The sequence below is a fragment of the Yoonia sp. F2084L genome, from assembly GCF_023015625.1.
Lineage (GTDB): Bacteria > Pseudomonadota > Alphaproteobacteria > Rhodobacterales > Rhodobacteraceae > Yoonia.
This window is the reverse complement of sequence record NZ_JALKAH010000003.1, coordinates 386946-405234: the sequence shown is the minus strand read 5'-3', so window position 1 is coordinate 405234 and position 18289 is coordinate 386946. Positions and strand designations below refer to the sequence as shown.

The window sequence follows — 18289 nt, the reverse complement described above, 5'->3', positions numbered from 1 at the left end:
TTAATCCAAGTTCTTTCCAACGATCCGCATCAGGAAGATCGCTATGATGTTTGCAAGGATGATGGCGTAGACGCCACCGGCGGAGCCGAGACCGATGTTCTGGCTTTCCAACACGCGCTGGAAGATCAGGTAAGACAGCGTCCGTGTGTCAAATGCGCCGCCAGTCGTGACGAAAATCTCGGCAAAAATGGAAAGCAAAAAAATAGTCTGGATCAAGATCACAATTGTGATCGCACGCCCCAAATGTGGTAGGATTATGTACCAAAATCGCTTGTGAACCGGCGCGCCATCCATTTCTGCAGCTTCAAGCTGCTCGCTGTCGAGCGACTGAACTGCGGTAAGTAAGATCAGGGCCGCAAACGGCAACCATTGCCAGCTAACGATCATAATGATCGAAAAAACGCCCATGGTTACTTCCAGATCAAAACTGGTGAAGTACAGATTAATCGTCCAATCAATACCTCGCCCGGAAAGCCAATTGACCGGCTCCGCACCAAAAAACCGCGAGATGTGCGAGAAAAGGCCGTTAATTGGATCCATAAACATGTTCTTCCAAACCAGCGCCGATACGGTTGGCATGACAAAAAACGGGGCAATCACAAGGATACGCACAATCCCCTGCCCCCAAATCGGTTGATCCAGCAAAAGTGCGATCAGGGTGCCGAAAATGACTGTAATTGCCAGTACACCCAGAACAATGACTAGGGTCGTCTGGATCGACGGCCAAAACGCGCTCGAGCTTACAAACCGGGTGTAGTTGTCGAATCCCGCCCAGCCTTGGTCACCGCCACGCAGCGGCAGGTAGACCCGGAACGAGAACCACAAGGTCATGATGAGAGGGACCAGCATCCAGCCCAAGAGCAGGATCACTGCGGGTGCCATCATCAGTCTGGCAGCGGATCGAGAAGCTTTGGTCGCCATTTGGATGTACCTCCTCTGGTCACAGGCGGAGTAGTCTCACGCACTGTTGTCAGGTGACAGTATATTGGGGAAAGGTAGCAAACCAAGGGGCGACAATTGCGCCGCCCCTTGGATCGGGAGGTAATGCTTAGCGGTAGCCAGCAGCTTCCATGACTTCGTTAGTGATCGCCTGTGCTTTGGCAAGTGCTTCTTCCACGGTCTGCTGACCAGCGTAAGCGGCAGAGAATTCCTGGCTTACTTCTGTCGCCATACCCGCAAACTCGGGGATCGCCACGAATTGGATGCCAACATATGGCACAGGATCAACCGTTGGGTTGGTTGGGTCAGCGGCGTTGATGCTGTCCAGTGTCATCTGTGCAAACGGGACTTCCTGATACTCAGGTGTTTCGTACAGCGATGTACGCGCACCCGGAGGAACGTTCGCCCAACCTTCGTTGGCTGCGACCAGCTCAATATACTCTTTGCCTGTTGCCCATTCGATGAACTGCTTGGCTTCTGCTTCTTGCTGTGTACCGGCAGGAATTGCCAATGCCCAAGCCCAAAGCCAGTTTGCGCGCTTTTCAACACCTTCAGCGTTTGGTGCCAGTGCGAAACCTACGCTGTCAGCTACAGTTGAATCGTCGCCAGTGACAAAGGATGCCGCAACAGTCGCGTCAATCCACATGCCACACTTGCCTTGGTTGAACAGGGACAGGTTTTCGTTAAAGCCGTTTGTTGCGTAACCTTCTGGACCGTAGTCGTTCATCAGGTTGACGTAGAAGTTCAGTGCGTCCGCCCACTCAGGCTGATCGAACTGTGCGTTCCACTCTTCGTCAAACCAGCGCGCGCCAAAGGAGTTGCCAGTGACAGTGATAAAGGCACCGCCTTCACCCCAACCGGCCTTACCGCGCAGGCAGATACCGTTGATTTCGTTCGCTGGATCATCCATCGCAGCCGCAGCTTCGCGGATGAACTGCCATGTAGGAGCGTCCGGCATTTCCAGACCGGCAGCTTCCATCAGGTCAGTGCGATACATCACCATAGAGCTTTCGCCATAGAATGGGGCCGCATAAAGCGTGCCGTCGTAGGACAGGCCGTTGCGCATTGCAGGCAGAATATCATCTACGTCGTATTCAGCGGATAGATCGTTAAGCGGGACCAGCCAGTCGTTGGCACCCCAGATCGGTGTTTCGTACATGCCGATGGTCATGATGTCGAACTGACCGCCGTTTGTGGTGATGTCGGTTGTGACGCGCTGACGCAGTACGTTTTCTTCCAGCGTCACCCACTCCACGGCGATTCCGGTCTCGGCGGTGAATTGGTCAGTGTAGCCCTGCATACGGATCATATCGCCGTTGTTCACGGTTGCGATTGTGATTGTAGCTGAGTGGCCGTCCGCAAAAGCGCCGCTTGCTGTAATCAGCGAAAGCGCAGTTGCAGCACAAAGTGTGCTCTTCAAAGACATCCGGTATTCCTCCCTGTTGGACGCGATAGGTTGAGGTTAATGGAAATAAAGACGCGACGTCAACAAAATTTTTACGCGCGTAAAGAATACATTGATTATGCAGAGTCCCGCATGATCAGCTTGCCTTCTATTCTTGTGCTTTTCCAAGGCTCTACGTGACCGTCAATCGCGGCAAACAAAGACTCTGCTGCATGTTTCGAAACAGCGTCATAGTCATGCGAGATCGTGGTCAGCGGCGGACAGGTGTAGCGCGAATGCGGATGCCCATCCTGTCCCGCAACCCGAATCGCGGCGTCAGATCCGCGCCCGACCTTGATCCCCTGCTCATAACACGCCGTCAAAAGGCCGATCGCCAGACGGTCGTTACTGCACAGGATCGTATTGGTCGAAAACTGCTTGTTCGAGAATGCCTCGTGTCCGCCCAAACGCCCGATTTCTTCAAAAGCCCAACCTTCGCCCTCAATGGAAATGACCTGCGGGTCAAAGCCGAATTCCTCCATCGCACGCAGATAGCTTTGTCTGCGGCGGTGCGCATTTGGGTTGGCCGGTGTCTTCATCTCAAAGAAACACGGCGGCTCACCGGTGCGACACAGATAGTCGGAAATATGGGTCGTGAACTGGTGGTTGTCAGACCCCACAAAGGCGATCCCGAACTGTTCGACGCTGCTGTCGAAAATCAACGTGTGAACGTCGTCGCAAAACTTCTCAAGCGCCCGCCGGTCAGACGCCCGCCCCAAGGGTGCCAACAACACGCCTGCCGGTTTCAGGGATCGCAAGTTGTCAAGCACCTCGACCTCCATCGCGGGATCACCATGCGCGCTGAAAAGTGTGGGGCGGTATCCGGCATCAATGCAGCGCTGTTCAAGATTGCGCGCGATTTCAGCAAAATAGGGGTCAGTCAGAAGAGGCACCACGATACCGACATTCTTGGTCAGTTTGCGGTTCTGGTTCATCGCAAAGATGTTGGGCCGATAGTCGTACTCTTCAATCGCCGCTTCGATCTTTTTGCGGGTCGATTGCCGCACGCTTTCGGGGTCGTGGAAGTATTTGGAAACGGTCGGTCTCGAAATCCCACTCACAGCCGAGAATTCTTCCATGTTCCTGATCTTGCCGTCCGACATGGCCGCCTCGCGTTCTTTCATTATTCTTTACGACAATAACAATCTGTTATCGCGCGTCAAAAACAAACTTAACTTCGCAGGTTGCTTTGTGGCAAATGATAATTTTTGCGGCGGTCTGGGGATTAATAGCTGTATTCGCTATAAATCCGCTTCAGATCCCCGTTCCAATCACCGTTGTAGTGATCCAACAACTCATCCGCAGGCGTCTTGCCGCTTTCAATTGTTTCCTTCAACGCGTTCAGGAAATGCGTCTCATCGGCGATCAACCCACCAGCCCCCGGCATCGCGCGCGCCTTCAGTCCAGCCTCCGAGATCGCAACGACCTCGCGTGCCAGATCATGCATGTTGATCCCATCAACCTGCGCCTGCAATCCATCAACCGATGCGGCGACGCGCAATGCGTTCCGCTGCTCCGCAGTCCAGTCCTTGCACAGGTCCCAAGCAGCGTCCAAAGCCGTCTGATCATACATCAGCCCAACCCAGAATGCTGGAAGTGCACACAAGCGGCGCCAAGGGCCGCCATCCGCACCACGCATCTCGATAAATTGTTTTACGCGCGCTTCAGGGAACACCGTCGTCAGGTGATCCGCCCAGTCGGACAGCAACGGCTTCTCGCCCGGCAACGCAGGCAGTTCCCCTTTCAGGAAATCCCGGAAGGACATGCCCAGCGCATCAATGTATTTGCCCTCGCGGTAGACAAAATACATCGGTACATCCAGCACCCATTGCACCCAGGCTTCAAACCCGAACCCTTCGTCAAAGACAAAGGGCACCATGCCCGTCCGGTCCGCATCCAGATCGCGCCAAATGCGGGAACGCCATGATTTATGGCCATTCACCTTGCCTTCAAAGAACGGCGAATTCGCAAACAATGCGGCGGCAACAGGCTGCAAGGCAATCGCCACACGCATCTTTTGCACCATGTCGGCCTCGGACCCAAAATCAAGGTTCACCTGCACGGTGCAGGTCCGGCGCATCATCGCTGTGCCCATGCTGCCGACCTTTTCCATGTAGTTGTTCATCAACTTATAGCGGCCCTTGGGCATCAGCGGCATCTGCTCATGCGTCCATTCGGGGGCCGCGCCAAGGCCGATGAACTTCACGCCAATCTCATCCGAGACCGACTTTACCTCGGCCAAATGCACATTCACCTCGTCACAGGTCTGGTGGATCGTCTCTAGTGGTGCGCCTGACAATTCCAAAGCCCCGCCCGGTTCCAGGCTGACATTCGCGCCATCCTTGGTCAGGCCAATGATATTGCCTTCTTCCTCGACACGGTCCCAGCCAAAGCGGCCCTCAAGCCCCTCAAGCACCGCCTTGATTGAGCGCTCGCCCTCATAGGGCAAAGGCAGCAGGCTATCCTGACAATAACCGAACTTTTCATGCTCAGTCCCGATCCGCCAATCCGCCTTGGGCTTGCAGCCTTTGGACAGCTCTTCGGCCAGTTGATCGTGATGTTCGATAGGGCCGCCGCCGGATTGAGGGATAGACATGGGCGTAACGCTCCGCAGTTGATCAGGTGTTATCGGTGACGTGCCCGATGCCTCCTGTCAATGCAAGAGCGGCTTGACCCTGCTCCAGACTGTGACCCGCGCATCAGGCGTGCGTGAAAGCACGTCAAGAACCGTGGTTGTCTTGATATCGGGCAGCGCCGCAAAGACATCAAACAGGTCTTCCGCACCCTTGGCGTTGATAGGAATTGCAAGGATTTGGCCTTCAATGCTGGTCAAAACCCAGCTTGGATCAGGATGGCTGGTCGGATCAATCTCTAGGCGGCTAAGGTCAGCCACATCCATAATCCCCCCATCCAAGGGACCAAAGTACGCCAAGCGGCGTTCGCGTATCTGCACAACACCCGGACCGTCGCCATCTTGGGCAAACCGCGCACGCTGAACCCCTGCGATGCCCCAGCCGATCCCGATGAGGCAAAAGATATAGCCGAGCCATTGGTTGATCCCCACGCCAGTCAGCGCCCACCAAATGCCGAGCAGCACAACGACGCCCGCGATCAGAACTTCGCGCCAGCGCCAGAGAAATGCCCGCACTTCGGGGCGAAAGAAATCATCCATAAATCACCTGCGGGGTCTCGTAGACAAGGATGGTGTAGTCCCCGATGCGGGCAAATCCGATGGCTTCATAGGCTTTGCAAGCTTGGGGGGATGCCGCAAATAGGATGGCGCTTGTGACACCGTTCTGTGCCGCCTCTTGCAGATGCATCGCCACAGCGCGCCGCGCCAGCCCACGCGAGCGATCCGATGGCGGCGTATAGACCGCACCGATTTGTACCGCCTCCGGCAGCACTGCGTTGAATCCGGTCATCGCCACGGGCATGCCGCCTTCGTAAAGGGCGCGGTGCGTGTCCGCCGCAATATAGCTTTCAACATCATCCATAGCCTTGCGCGCCTGATCCTCACCGGGCATCGGCAGGACCTCTTTGAGATAGGCATGACGCCAGCTGATGATAAGATCGCGGGGCGCATCGGCCAAAGGACGTAGCGTGAACCCCGCACAGTCAGGGACGATCAGATCGCGCAAGGCGAGTTCATAAAGTGGCTCTTCATCATCCAACCCACCCTGCTCTAACAGACCCAGGACAGAACGCAGTGTCGCAATCTGGCGCGCATCACCCAGCATGCCTTTGACAGAAGCACCTGTCATGACGGCTTTCACCTGCCCCCAAGGTGCCGTTGGGCATTGCGGGAAAAGATAGCCTTCCTCAGATACCGGCATCAGATCAGCAATCTTGCCCGCTTCCCAGCGTACCCAAAACCGCATGGCGCGCGGATGGCCCCCGGTCATTCCGTGCAGGCGCAGGTTTGAAAGCGGAAACATCGAGGTCGCGACGTGTTTGGTCAGAAACGCCTCAATCGCCGGGCGATCTTCTGGGGTGGCGAGGATCACGCCCAATCGCCCAGCGCTTGCTGCCAGACGGTCAGGGCAGCAACAACAGCCGTGTCCGCACGCAAGATACGCGGCCCAAGGCTCACGGCATGCGAAAAGGGCAACCCACGCAAACGGTCACGCTCAGCCGGCGAAAAGCCCCCTTCGGGTCCGACCAGGATCGCCCAAGGCCCCTGTATGTCCGGCAACCCAACAGGATCACCGATCAAAACTTCGTCACAAAACATCAGCTGGCGGCCCTCAGGCCAATCGGCAAAAACACGATCCAGCTTTGCAAGTTCATCCACCGGCGGCACAAAGGTCCCGCCGCATTGCTCAGCCGCTTCGACCGCATGCGCTTGCAGCTTATCAGGCCGGATGCGATTGGCGCTTTGGGTAAAGTCGGTCTGCACCGGACAGATGCGCGACACACCCATTTCCACGGCCTTTTCAACAACAAACGCGGTGCGTTCCTTGCGGATCGGCGCGAACAGCAACCACAGATCAGGGGGCATCTGCAAAGGCTTCGTCTGGACCGAGCAAAGCAAAACCCCGCCTTTCTTACCCGCTTTCACGACCTGCGCATCCCACTCCCCGTCAGCGCCATTGATCAGTGACAAGACCGCGCCTTCACCCAGCCGCATCACCCCAAACAGATAGTGCGCCTGCTCCCGCGACAGCGGAACCGATTGCCCTTCCCCTAGCGGGTGATCTACAAAAAGCCGAACCTTGGATGCCATAGGCCGAACCATATGACCGAAGATACTCAGATGCCAGAGCCTAACGGGGCCGTCGCAGATGCCGTAAAGGACAATTGGGTCGACCGTTTCGCGCCTGTTTTCAGCAGGCCTTTCTTGCGGCTCAGCCGGGCGGACAGGCCGATTGGGACATGGTTGCTGTATGTGCCGTGTCTGTGGGGGCTATCGTTGGCGATACTGGCGACGGATAGTTACAGTTCGCATGATCTTTGGACCATCACAGGCTGCGCCATCGGCGCATTTCTGATGCGTGGGGCGGGCTGTACGTGGAACGACATCACCGACCGGGACATCGACGGATCGGTGGCGCGCACACGGTCGCGGCCGATCCCATCGGGTCAAGCGACCGTAAGAGCGGCCGTGTTCTGGATGCTGGCGCAGGCGATCATTGCGTTTTTCATCCTGATCTCATTCTACCCCACAGCGATTTTCCTTGGTGTTCTGGCACTGGCACCTGTCGCAATCTACCCTTTTGCCAAACGCTTTACATGGTGGCCGCAACTGTTTCTGGGCCTTGCCTTCAACTGGGGGGCGCTGCTGGCATGGGCCGCACATACAAACAGTATTGGACCGGTCCCGCTGGTGTTGTACTTCGCCGGGATCGCATGGACGTTGTTCTATGACACCATCTACGCCCATCAGGATACTGAAGACGATGCGCTGATTGGGGTGAAGTCCACAGCACTGCTGTTCGGTGAGAACAGCCGCAAATGGCTACGACTATTCTTGACGATCACGATTGTTCTGTTCGGTCTCGCTGTCGTGCTGGCAACCTATGAACGCTCGGTCCTGTCGCTGGTCATTGCGATTGGCGGGCCTTGGGCGCTGGGCTGGCATCTGACATGGCAACTCAGCCGCTTTAACCCCGACGACAACGACGGATTGCTCAGGACATTCCGTTCAAACAGAGATGCAGGGCTGATCCCCCTGCCGTTTTTTGCCATAGCCTTTTTCGTGTGATTGAACACCGCCACATGTGGGCCTATGCAAGGGCCTCATTGAATATCGGAACACCATGCGCCTTTCAGCCCTTCTCACTCGTCTGATCGTTTTTGTCGCCGCCGCTTTTTTGTCGGTCGCAGCGGCACAGACAACGGTATCCGTGGTCGAAGAACGGTCTGTGCTGGCCGTGCAGGAAACGCTTGTAGATCAGGGGTACGAGTGGGCGACAGTGCTTGGCGACGGGCTTCAGGTCATCCTTGAAGGCGAAGCCCCGACAGAAGCCGTGCGGTTCCGCGCAATCTCGGCGGCCGGTGGGATGGTGGATGCAAGCCGGGTGATCGACAATTTGTCGGTGACCGATTCGGAAAAGATTACACCACCGGAATTCGCGATTGAGATATTGCGCAATAATTCAGGTGTGTCCTTGATCGGCCTGATCCCTGCCTCAACCGACCGCGACGCCCTTGCAGCCCGTATCACCGACATCGCAGATGGGCAGCCCGTCACTGACCTGCTTGAGGTCGCCGACTACCCGACCCCGCCAACATGGCGCGATGCGGTGGCTTATTCGCTACGCGCGCTGGAGATGCTGAACAAATCCAAAATCTCGGTCAATGCGGACAGGGTCATCGTCAACGCGATCTCGGACAGCCCCGAAGAAAAGCGGCAGTTGGAAACCGCACTGGCCCGCAACACGCCCGAGGGTGTGCGTTTGGCCGTCAACATCAGTGCGCCGCGCCCTGTCATTTCACCCTTCACGACACGCTTCATCCTTGATGAAAACGGCGCACGGTTCGACGCCTGCACCGCCGACACATCCGAGGCCGTCAGCCAAATCATCGCCGCCGCGTCCGAGGCCGGTTTTCGAGAGCGCGGCAACTGCACTCTGGCGCTTGGCGCGCCGTCCCGCACATGGGGCGAGGCAGTAGCGCAATCTATTGCGGCCGTCGACAACATGGGCGGCGGGACCATCACTGTGTCGGATACGGATGTGACCCTGATTGCACCTGTGGGTACGGGGCAAGCCACCTTTGACAACATCGTCGGACGGTTGGAAAACTCGCTTCCCGACGCCTTCGCACTGACAGCTGAACTGCCGGAACTGCCGACTGCGACAACAGACGAACTGCCACAGTTTACAGCAACGCTCAGCCCAGAAGGTGCAGTGCAACTGCGCGGACGCGTGCCCGATGACATCACAAATATGGTTGTCGAAAACTACGCCAATGCGCGGTTCGGGCAACGCACCATTACGATGGGCACACGCATTGCCGAAGGGCTGCCGTCGGGCTGGTCAGTACGCGTATTGGCCGGGATCGAGGCACTGTCCGAGCTTTCCAACGGGGCAGTCATTGTCGAACCTGATCGGCTTCTTGTGCGAGGCAACACTGGAAATGAAGACGCCAGTGCTACCATTTCACGCCTGCTGATTGATAAGCTCGGCCAGACGGCTGATTTCGAAATCAACGTCACCTATGTCGAAGAACTTGACCCAATCGCGGGTCTGCCCACGCCCGAAGAGTGCATCGCACAGATCAACGCTATCACCGATGGCCGCAAGATCACATTTGACCCGGGCTCTGCTGATTTGACAGCAGACACGCAGCCGGTTGTCGATGACATTGCCGAGATTTTGCAAAAATGCGGTGACCTGCGTATTCGGGTGTCCGGCTTTACCGACAGCCAAGGGCGCGAAATCATGAATCAGCAACTGTCGCAAGACCGCGCAGACGCCGTTTTGACAGCCCTGCGCGCGCGCCGCGTGCCGGTGTCCACGTTCGAGTCCATTGGCTTTGGCGAAGAAAACCCGATTGCGGACAATGGCACCGAAGAGGGCCGCGAAAGGAACCGCCGGATTGAATTCAGCCTGATCCTGCCGGAACCGACCACGGAAGAAACCTCGACCCTTGATGAATTGGCGCAAGATCCTCCCGCCCCCGCCGTTGAAGACGACAGCGCGACAGAAAGCGAATAGACTAGGCCCATGAACAGAACCGAATTCATCATCGCTACGGCTGGGATCCTCTTTGTGGCCTTCATGCTGGGCTGGTTTGCAAGCTGGCTGGTCAACCGTTTCACCCGCGTGACCAAGGCCGAGGTGGGCGAATTGGACAAGATGGCCCAGGCACTGCACGAGGCCGAAGAAACCCGCGATCAGGCGATCACCTATTTGCAGCAGCGCGAGGCCGAGATCACCAATCAGCTTAGCCAGACCGAAGCAGAGCTGCGTGCGGCAATGGACGGGCTGCGCGAAGCGCGGCGCGAGGCAGAAGAGCTTCGGGGTTACATTGAGCGGCAAAACGCAGAGTAGACGCTAACGCGGCGCTGCGGCCCGTTTCAGCCTGTCATTGATCGCGCGCCCCAAGCCATGATCGGGGATCGGAGAGACTGCGATCTTTTTAGCACCCATCGCGTCCAGCTGATGAAGATAGGCGAACAGATGCGCCGCTGCTTCTGTCAAATCGCCAGCAACCGAGAGATTGAGATCGGCATCAACCGGACCAAATCCAAGCAGCACTTCGCCCTCTTGGGCGTAAGGTGCGTTTAAACGCACCTTACCTCGCGGCGCGTAATGCGATTCAAGTTGACCGGGTGCTGTCGGCAACTCCGGGTCCTGCCCAACCACCAATGCACGCCCCAGACACGCCTCCAACGCCTCCGCCGGAATACCACCGGCGCGCAATAAAGCGGGGTCGCCCACACAACTCACGATGGTCGACTCAACACCGACAGCGCAGTGGCCACCATTCACAACGGCGTCGATCTTGTCCCCTAGCCCGTCGGCGACATGTGCCGCGGTTGTGGGGCTTACCTTGCCAGATGGATTGGCAGAAGGTGCTGCAACAGGACCACCAAAAGCCCCTAACAAACCTGCCGCCACAGGATGATCCGGCACACGTATCGCCAGCGTATCCAACCCCGCCGTCACCAGCTTTGATATCCCCGCGTCCGCCTTTAGCGGCAACACAAGCGTCAAAGCACCAGGCCAAAACGCCTGCGCCAAACGCTGCGCTATATCGTTGAATTCACAGTATCTCGCCGCCGCATCAGCATCAGCCACATGCACAATCAAAGGGTTGAAACTGGGCCGCCCCTTGGCCTCATAAATCCGCGCAACAGCCCGGTCATTCCGGGCATCCGCACCAAGCCCGTAAACCGTTTCCGTCGGAAATGAGACCAAGCCACCACCTTGCAAAATCACCGCCGCCTTTTCCAGTCCGGCAAGATCCGGCTTCAGCATAAGTAATTGTTCATTTTTCATGACGTGGCGTTTTGGTTGATGGGGGGCCACGCTGCGGTAGGTTGGCCGGGTAATGGGATGCATAGCCCTCGGACTGGCTTTTGCCAAGCGGCTGCACAATTCGGAGATAGCACAATGCCTTATCGCGCACCTGTCAGCGATTTTCGCTTCTTGATGGACCACATCGTCGGCTTTGATGAGGTCGCCGCAACAGATCACTTTGCCGATGCCACACCGGACATGACGCAGGCGATCCTGACCGAAGCCGCCAAAATGTCCGAAGAGGTCATTGCGCCCTTGAACCGTGCGGGCGATCTGCATCCGGCGCACCTTGAGAACGGGATCGTGCGCACGTCACCCGGTTTTGCAGAAGGCTATAATGCGATTGCCGAAGGCGGCTGGATCGGCATGTCCGCCAGCCAAGAGGTCGGGGGTCTGGGCCTGCCCATGACGCTGACAACGGCTGTCAACGACATGATGGCAAGTGCCTGCCTGTCCCTGCAACTCAGCCCGTTGATGACCCAAGGTCAGATTGAAGCGCTGGAACACCATGCTTCTGACACGATCAAGGAACTGTATATCCCCAAGCTGATTTCCGGCGAATGGAACGGCACGATGAACCTGACCGAGCCGCAGGCCGGATCTGATGTCGGCGCGCTGCGCACCAAGGCTGAATCCAATGGCGACGGCACCTATGCGATCACGGGCCAGAAAATCTATATCAGCTGGGCGGACAATGATTTCACGCAAAACGTCTGTCACCTCGTCCTTGCGCGCCTGCCCGACGGTGTGCCGGGCACGAAAGGCATCAGCCTGTTCATGGTCCCCAAATTGATCCCCGACGAGAGTGGTAATCCCGGCACCAAGAATGACCTGCGCGTGGTCAGCCTTGAGCATAAGATGGGCCTGCACGGATCACCGACAGCCGTCATGGAGTACTCAGGCGCGAAAGGCTGGCTTGTCGGCAAAGAGCACGGCGGTATGGCCGCGATGTTCACGATGATGAACAACGCGCGGCTTGGCGTGGCGGTGCAAGGCGTCGGTGTCGCCGAAGGCGCGTTGCAACACGCGCTGGCCTATGCCCAAGACCGCAAACAAGGGAAAGCCCCCGGCAACGGTGCGATCATCGAACATGCCGACGTGCGTCGCATGCTGACCACAATGAAGGCCGACACTTACGCAGCCCGCGCGATTACGTTGATGAACGCCGTTGCCATCGACATGGCGCATGCCACAGGTGACGATGGTTGGCAGGCCCGCGCCGCTTTCCTGACACCGATTGGCAAGGCTTTCTGTACTGATGTGGGTTGCGAAGTCTCGGCCACGGGCATCCAAGTGCACGGCGGCATGGGCTTTATCGAAGAAACCGGCGCGGCCCAATACTCCCGCGACGTGCGCGTCGCTACCATCTATGAAGGCACCAACGGCATTCAGGCCATGGACCTTGTCGCACGCAAATTGATGGACGGGGGCGAAGCTGCGTTCCGCATTCTTGAAGAGATCGAACAAGGGGCAGAGACTGCCAAGGCGACCCACCCTGAGTTGGCCGAGGCTGTCTGGCAATCGGCGGAATCCTTGCGCGAAACAACCGAATGGCTCGTCGCCCAAGACGATCTGAACCACCGTTTTGCCGGTGCTGTCCCTTATCTGCGCGCCTTCGCCCGCGTCCTTGGCGGCCACGTCCACCTTGCCAGCGCCGTCAAAGGCGATGCCGCTCGTGCGCGCCTTGCAACCTTCTACATCAAGCGTATGTTGCCTGAACATGTGGGCCTTCTGGCACACGCACGTGAAGGGGCAGACGATCTTATGGCTATCTCCGCAGACGATCTTGCCGCGTAATGCCTGACGACCAAAGCGGCATCCGCTACCCCTACCCCGACGCACCCGCTGAGGGTGAGGCGATCACGGTCGCACCCGGGGTTTTGTGGATGCGGTTACCGCTGCCCATGGCGCTTGATCATGTGAATGTTTATGCGCTGGATGACGGTGATAGCTGGACAGTGATCGACACCGGCTTTGCTTCAAAACGCGGCCGCGCGATCTGGGAAAAACTGCTGGCCGGACCGCTGGCTGGCAAACCCGTCTCGCGCGTTATCGTCACACATCATCACCCTGATCATGTAGGCCTTGCTGCGTGGTTCATGGAAAGTGGCGCAACGCTCGCGATGCCGCGCACTGGTTGGCTGATGGCGCGGATGCTGACGCTGGATGTCCAAGAGGTACCCAACGCTGAGGCGTTGACCTTCTACACCCGCGCGGGGATGGACTCTGCGGTGTTTGAGAAACGCAAAACCGAACGCCCCTTCAACTTCGCAGACTGCGTGTCACCCCTCCCCCTCGGCTTCACGCGCCTCTCCGACGGCGAAACCATCACAATGGGCGGGCGCACATGGGACATCCGCATGGGCGACGGGCATGCCCCGGAACACGCAACCTTCTGGAGCCAGGACGACAACCTCGTTATCGGTGGCGACCAGTTGCTGCCCTCCATCAGCCCCAACCTCGGGGTCTACCCAACAGAGCCTGACGCTGACCCCGTGACGGATTGGTTGCGATCATGTGAGAAATTCCAAGCTTTCGCCACACCGGATCAACTGGTTCTAGGGGGCCACAAATTGCCCTTTACCGGGCTGCCAACGCGACTGATGCAACTGATCGACAACCACCACGGCGCCCTGAAACGGCTCTTGGCGCACCTTGATGAGCCGCGCAGCGCTGGAGAATGCTTCATGCCGCTATTCAAGCGCAACATCACAGGCGGCGAATACGGGCTGGCATTGGTCGAGGCCGTCGCCCATCTTAACCATCTGCACCAGGCGGGCCTTGCCACACGTATTCTGCGCGACGATGGCGCATGGGTCTTTCAAGCAACCTAAACCGCGACGCGCACCGCAAGTGGCGTCATCGCCAACCCTTCAGCCGTCAACGCACAAACCGTATCTGTCGGAATTTCCGTCCAACGCGCTGCAACGCCACACAACGGCTCTGAAGCCATAGACCGCCCGCCATTATCCAGCACACCCGACGCATAAAGCGACGGGGCCTGCCCGCCGGATGCATGACGGAAGGCATAGAGCGTCTGCCCATCCGAAAACACACAGGTCAACTTGGTCGGTCCCTCATCCCCCGCAGGGCCAATCTGATCCAGCGTCGCACGCATCGCCACAGCCGGGTCACGGTCCAAACCGTTCGCCAACAGTGTCAGGAAGATCATCTCGCTGTCGGTGGTGCCACGCCGCGCTTCGAATAGCTCATCTGGCAAAGCCGCCAGCATCGCCCGCCTGATCCGTTTGAAATGCGGAATCTGCCCATTGTGGCAGAAGGACCATTTGCCGAACGTGAAAGGATGGCAGTTCGTCCGGCTGGTCTCGCCCACGGTCGAGGCGCGGATATGCGCGATAAAGTGATGTGACCGCACCATCCGGCAGAGGTTGATCAGGTTATCATCTGCCCACGCGGGCAGCACATCGCGGTAAAGGCCCGGCGCCTCGTCCACCCCATACCAACTGATGCCAAAGCCATCACCATTGACCGCCAGTTTGGCCTCGGCGGCATGCTGGCTTTGCTCCAGCAATGAATGGGCCGGGCGCACGATGATATTCTCAAGTGGGATTTCGGGGCCGGTATAGGCCGCAATACGACACATGTTAGTGGCGGCTCTCCATGCGTGCGGTGAGGCGCTTGAGGATGCGGCTGGCCGTCGTTTCACAAAGCGCCGGGATCAGCGCGTGGACCAGTGCGGCAAGAGCCGCGACCCCCAACCAAAACGCAAAGCTGAAAGCAAAGCGCATGTGCTGGAAGTACGTCTCATTCACTGTCGCAGGGTGATCAAGAAAGACCGCGGTGAGTGGGTTCTTGCGGGCTGGGGTGTGTGAAGTGTCAGACATCTTTGCATTCCCTTGTTGGCTTTGGACGAAACTAATCAAAAGACAGCGCAGTTTGATCCCAAATATGATTGTGTTTTCAGCTTTTATTGAGATATCATCCCAAGTATGCCACAGGAATTAGACCAGATAGACCGCGCAATCCTGCGTATCCTGCAAACTGACACCACTCTGTCGGTCGATGACATCAGTGCAGCGGTGAACCTTTCTCGCAACGCCTGCTGGCGGCGGATCAAAGTGATGGAGCAAGCGGGTACCATCACAGGCCGCGTCGCATTGGTTGACCCGGGGCATGTCGGCGTGCCCCTGACCGCTATGGTGCTTATCCGCACCAACGCACATGACGCAAATTGGATGAAACAGTTCCAGACCACTCTCCAAGCTTTCCCTGAAATCGTGGGCGCATACCGCATGACAGGTGACCTCGACTATGTACTGCGGGTCCGCGTGGCGGATGTACCGGCCTATGACGCCTTCTACAAAAGGCTGACCTCACGCATTTCTGTATCGGACATTTCGGCAAGTTTCGTTATGGAGGAAATCAAGGAAACAACCGCGGTGCCGCTATGACCAAGACAACGATGCAGATTGATACCTCAGCCGAGCTGTTGGAAAACGATATCCTGCCCAAATGCCGCGAGGTTCACACGAACCCCGAAACGCAGGCAGCCACCGCACATGATATGCCCAAGGCGCTGTCGGAACCGATGGCGAAGAAAAGCCCTGCGCAATGGGCCTATGAGCGGATCATCATGTACATCCAGAACTTTGAAAAGCAGCTCGACAACGATCATGAGGTCGGATTGGGACTCGCAGGTGGTATGACCGGCGTGATTAAGATCGAAGGCTTGGGCTACTACGACCCTGATATCGTCACTTACTACGGCATGAATGAAGGCGGCGCACGCACGCAGCTTATCCAACACGTCAGCCAAATGAACGTGACCTTGGTTGCCAGTCCAAAACACATCGACCAACCTGAACCTAACCGGATCGGCTTCCGTCTGGCCTCTGCTTTGGATGGAGAAGAGACAGCGTGAAGCAGCTGTTCTGATTTTGAGTTTTCAAGCAAGCAAGCTGGTTTAAGACGAAAACGACGCTGATGTAGATCAGACATTCATAGTTGTACGAAACTGTGGCGGGTGTGCGTGACGAAGCGGACATTGGATTTTCTGCCTTCGCTGACGCAGCATGGCTTTGCCCGCGCGGCAAGAAATTCGCAGCAGCGGAGCTCAGTCGTCAAACCGGTCATTGCTTGGGGCGACGCGGTGCGGCACGCAAACCGTACTGTCGGCGGTTGAACCGTGATGCGAGAAAAGCGTACTTATGCATTCGCGGCCACATCAACGGCCGGGTTATCGCTGGCAACGTGAACCAATGACCACTGGTAGCGATGACCGAATGCGTTCAATGTCGTCACTGAACGCTGACCTGCGTTGTCATCGTACCGGCACCCTGCCTCGGCCTGCGTAACTGGGGTTCGCGCGCATGAATAGCCCGTTGTAAAAGCGGTTAGTGGTGGTGAACCACGCACGTCAGATCGGCTAGAATCACGCCCCAAACCAATACACTCATGCTGCAACGCTGTGAACTTTTCGCCCGGGTCCGTCTTATGAGCCTCGTGACGGGTCATGGACGTTGCTCATTGGCGCACCTTTGCTGCAATCGGTCCAATGTTTGGCCCGAATATGCCCAAATTATTGCGACGCCTAGGCTGCCCTTGCCATCGATCCACTCTGCGTTGATTTGTGTTTTTGAAACACACCTAAAATGAGGCATCCATTGACCCAGTCCTATACATCCTCTGACGGAACAATCACCAGTGGCGCCATCACGCGCGGATTTGAGAACCATAGTAGCGGCTCAGCTTACAGCACCTCACTCCAAAAAGAGGATTGGGAGGTCGCGTTTGGATCGAAAACAGCAAAGAACGCGGCAATCAGCAGCGAAGAAGCAGCGTCGGGCCGTCAGTCCCTGAAGGTCACTTACAGCAGCTCTGATAACGCGGCCGCAGCATCGTCATGGGCGCTCCCCCAAGAACAGGAATACTACCTGTCGTATTGGGTGAAGTTCGAAGAGGATTTCGACTTTGATGGCGACGACCATAGCGGTGGCAAACTCCCCGGTTTGGCCTCTGACGGTTTGGCCAGCGGCGGTGATGATGTCGATGGCTCAAATGGGTTTACAGCCCGCTACATGTGGCGCGAGGACGGCGCGGCAGAGCTGTATCTCTATCACATGGATAAACCGGGCGAATACGGCGAAAGCTTCAAATTTGTCGATGACGATGGCGATCCTATCAAATTTGAACCGGGCACGTGGCATAATCTGGTGCAGCGGGTCCAAATCAATAGCGACGACCGCGCAAATGGCGAGGTGGATGTGTGGTTTGACGGCGAACAAGTGCTGGATCTCGATGGTTTGCAATTTGTCGATGATGGTTCGCAGATTGATCGATTTTACTTCAGTTCGTTTTTCGGCGGTAGCACGGACGGCTGGCTGCCAGATCGCGATGTCGCTGCATATTTCGATGACGTGGTTGTATCGACCAACGCTGCCGACGTGGGTTTGGGCACAACGCAACCGGTGTTGCACACAACAGGCGTACAAGGGGCTCAAGCCGTGGCGCCGTCGGTCGAGGCGATGCCCATTGCAAACGAAGACCCCGCTTTCGACTTTAGTTTTGTCCTAAGCAAAGATTGGGGCTCTGGAGCCATTTTGGAACTTCACATCACGAATGCAGGCGATGCTGACGTGTCAGGATGGCAGGCAGCGTTTAGTCTGACGGACCTTGAAATCGACAGCATTTGGCGTGCGGAGGCAAGTATCAACGAAGATGGGCGTTATCTCGTTGATGGCGTTCATTCACGTGACGATATTAGAGCCGGAGAAACTGTTAAAATTGGCATGAAAGTGAACGACGGCAATTTGGATTTACAGGCGCTAAGCCAAGCGGCGGACTTTGATTTAATCTTTTAGATCAATCACGCGGGGTTGATCGCCTGATGGTGCAAACAGATCGTCAGCGCCTGCCATTGCGCCTGCGGTGCAAATACCAACCATACAAGCTTTGCGGACGGCACAAAAAGATGCCATTG

18 protein-coding genes are annotated in these 18289 nt (G+C 57.1%); 8 read left to right on the top strand and 10 right to left on the bottom strand.

Annotated elements, in window-relative coordinates; genetic code table 11:
- From MWU60_RS10700 to MWU60_RS10670, 7 genes are all read right to left on the bottom strand, one after another.
- The gene (locus tag MWU60_RS10700) at positions 1-921 is read right to left on the bottom strand and encodes a sugar ABC transporter permease (RefSeq protein WP_247227286.1); all 921 of its coding nucleotides are present in this window, start codon (positions 919-921) and stop codon (positions 1-3) included.
- Positions 922-1048: 127 nt separating this feature from the next.
- Positions 1049-2365, bottom strand: a complete 1317-nt coding sequence (locus MWU60_RS10695) for a sugar ABC transporter substrate-binding protein (protein WP_247227285.1) — start codon at positions 2363-2365, stop codon at positions 1049-1051.
- 95 nt (positions 2366-2460) lie between these two features.
- Complete coding sequence (locus MWU60_RS10690) at positions 2461-3486, bottom strand: LacI family DNA-binding transcriptional regulator (protein ID WP_247227494.1); 1026 nt, start codon at positions 3484-3486, stop codon at positions 2461-2463.
- A 122-nt stretch (positions 3487-3608) separates the two neighbouring features.
- The gene (locus tag MWU60_RS10685) at positions 3609-4979 is read right to left on the bottom strand and encodes a glutamate--cysteine ligase (protein WP_247227284.1); all 1371 of its coding nucleotides are present in this window, start codon (positions 4977-4979) and stop codon (positions 3609-3611) included.
- Positions 4980-5036: 57 nt separating this feature from the next.
- Positions 5037-5555: a hypothetical protein gene (locus tag MWU60_RS10680; RefSeq protein WP_247227283.1), complete on the bottom strand. Its 519-nt coding sequence runs from the start codon at positions 5553-5555 to the stop codon at positions 5037-5039.
- Entirely contained in the window at positions 5548-6387 is an 840-nt protein-coding gene (locus MWU60_RS10675; RefSeq protein WP_247227282.1) for a GNAT family N-acetyltransferase, read from the bottom strand. Before MWU60_RS10675 ends, MWU60_RS10680 begins: the two co-directional genes overlap by 8 nt.
- The gene (locus tag MWU60_RS10670; RefSeq protein WP_247227281.1) at positions 6384-7106 is read right to left on the bottom strand and encodes a 16S rRNA (uracil(1498)-N(3))-methyltransferase; all 723 of its coding nucleotides are present in this window, start codon (positions 7104-7106) and stop codon (positions 6384-6386) included. Before MWU60_RS10670 ends, MWU60_RS10675 begins: the two co-directional genes overlap by 4 nt.
- 12 nt (positions 7107-7118) lie before the next feature.
- On the opposite strand from MWU60_RS10670, the gene ubiA reads away from it, so the two are divergent.
- From ubiA to MWU60_RS10655, 3 genes are read left to right on the top strand one after another with little or no spacing between them, the layout of a single operon-like run.
- Entirely contained in the window at positions 7119-8084 is a 966-nt protein-coding gene (gene ubiA / locus MWU60_RS10665) for a 4-hydroxybenzoate octaprenyltransferase (protein WP_247227280.1), read from the top strand.
- A 55-nt stretch (positions 8085-8139) separates the two neighbouring features.
- The gene (locus tag MWU60_RS10660; RefSeq protein ID WP_247227279.1) at positions 8140-10041 is read left to right on the top strand and encodes an OmpA family protein; all 1902 of its coding nucleotides are present in this window, start codon (positions 8140-8142) and stop codon (positions 10039-10041) included.
- A gap of 9 nt (positions 10042-10050) precedes the next feature.
- On the top strand, positions 10051-10377 hold the full coding sequence (locus MWU60_RS10655) for a hypothetical protein (RefSeq protein ID WP_247227278.1): 327 nt from the start codon (positions 10051-10053) through the stop codon (positions 10375-10377).
- A 3-nt stretch (positions 10378-10380) separates the two neighbouring features.
- On the opposite strand, the gene MWU60_RS10650 is transcribed toward MWU60_RS10655, so the two are convergent.
- Positions 10381-11328: an L-threonylcarbamoyladenylate synthase gene (locus tag MWU60_RS10650; RefSeq protein WP_247227277.1), complete on the bottom strand. Its 948-nt coding sequence runs from the start codon at positions 11326-11328 to the stop codon at positions 10381-10383.
- Between the two features lie 114 nt (positions 11329-11442).
- On the opposite strand from MWU60_RS10650, the gene MWU60_RS10645 reads away from it, so the two are divergent.
- Complete coding sequence (locus tag MWU60_RS10645; protein ID WP_247227276.1) at positions 11443-13146, top strand: acyl-CoA dehydrogenase; 1704 nt, start codon at positions 11443-11445, stop codon at positions 13144-13146.
- Positions 13146-14183, top strand: a complete 1038-nt coding sequence (locus MWU60_RS10640; protein WP_247227275.1) for an MBL fold metallo-hydrolase — start codon at positions 13146-13148, stop codon at positions 14181-14183. The genes MWU60_RS10645 and MWU60_RS10640 overlap by 1 nt, the downstream gene beginning before the upstream one ends.
- Here the strand turns inward: MWU60_RS10640 and MWU60_RS10635 are convergent.
- Together MWU60_RS10635 and MWU60_RS10630 are read right to left on the bottom strand one after the other, a co-directional pair.
- On the bottom strand, positions 14180-14953 hold the full coding sequence (locus tag MWU60_RS10635) for a class II glutamine amidotransferase (protein WP_247227269.1): 774 nt from the start codon (positions 14951-14953) through the stop codon (positions 14180-14182). The two genes, MWU60_RS10640 and MWU60_RS10635, sit on opposite strands and share 4 nt — an antisense overlap.
- Position 14954: 1 nt before the next feature.
- Positions 14955-15194 (bottom strand): DUF6356 family protein, encoded by a 240-nt coding sequence (locus MWU60_RS10630; RefSeq protein WP_247227267.1) that lies wholly within the window; start codon positions 15192-15194, stop codon positions 14955-14957.
- A 105-nt stretch (positions 15195-15299) separates the two neighbouring features.
- On the opposite strand from MWU60_RS10630, the gene MWU60_RS10625 reads away from it, so the two are divergent.
- From MWU60_RS10625 to MWU60_RS10615, 3 genes are all read left to right on the top strand, one after another.
- The gene (locus tag MWU60_RS10625) at positions 15300-15761 is read left to right on the top strand and encodes an Lrp/AsnC family transcriptional regulator (RefSeq protein ID WP_247227265.1); all 462 of its coding nucleotides are present in this window, start codon (positions 15300-15302) and stop codon (positions 15759-15761) included.
- Positions 15758-16231 carry a DUF6173 family protein gene (locus MWU60_RS10620; protein ID WP_247227263.1) on the top strand — a complete coding sequence of 158 codons (474 nt, stop codon included), beginning with the start codon at positions 15758-15760 and terminating at the stop codon, positions 16229-16231. Before MWU60_RS10625 ends, MWU60_RS10620 begins: the two co-directional genes overlap by 4 nt.
- 730 nt (positions 16232-16961) lie before the next feature.
- Entirely contained in the window at positions 16962-18170 is a 1209-nt protein-coding gene (locus MWU60_RS10615) for a polysaccharide lyase (RefSeq protein WP_247227261.1), read from the top strand.
- The last annotated feature ends 119 nt before the right edge of the window (positions 18171-18289 follow it).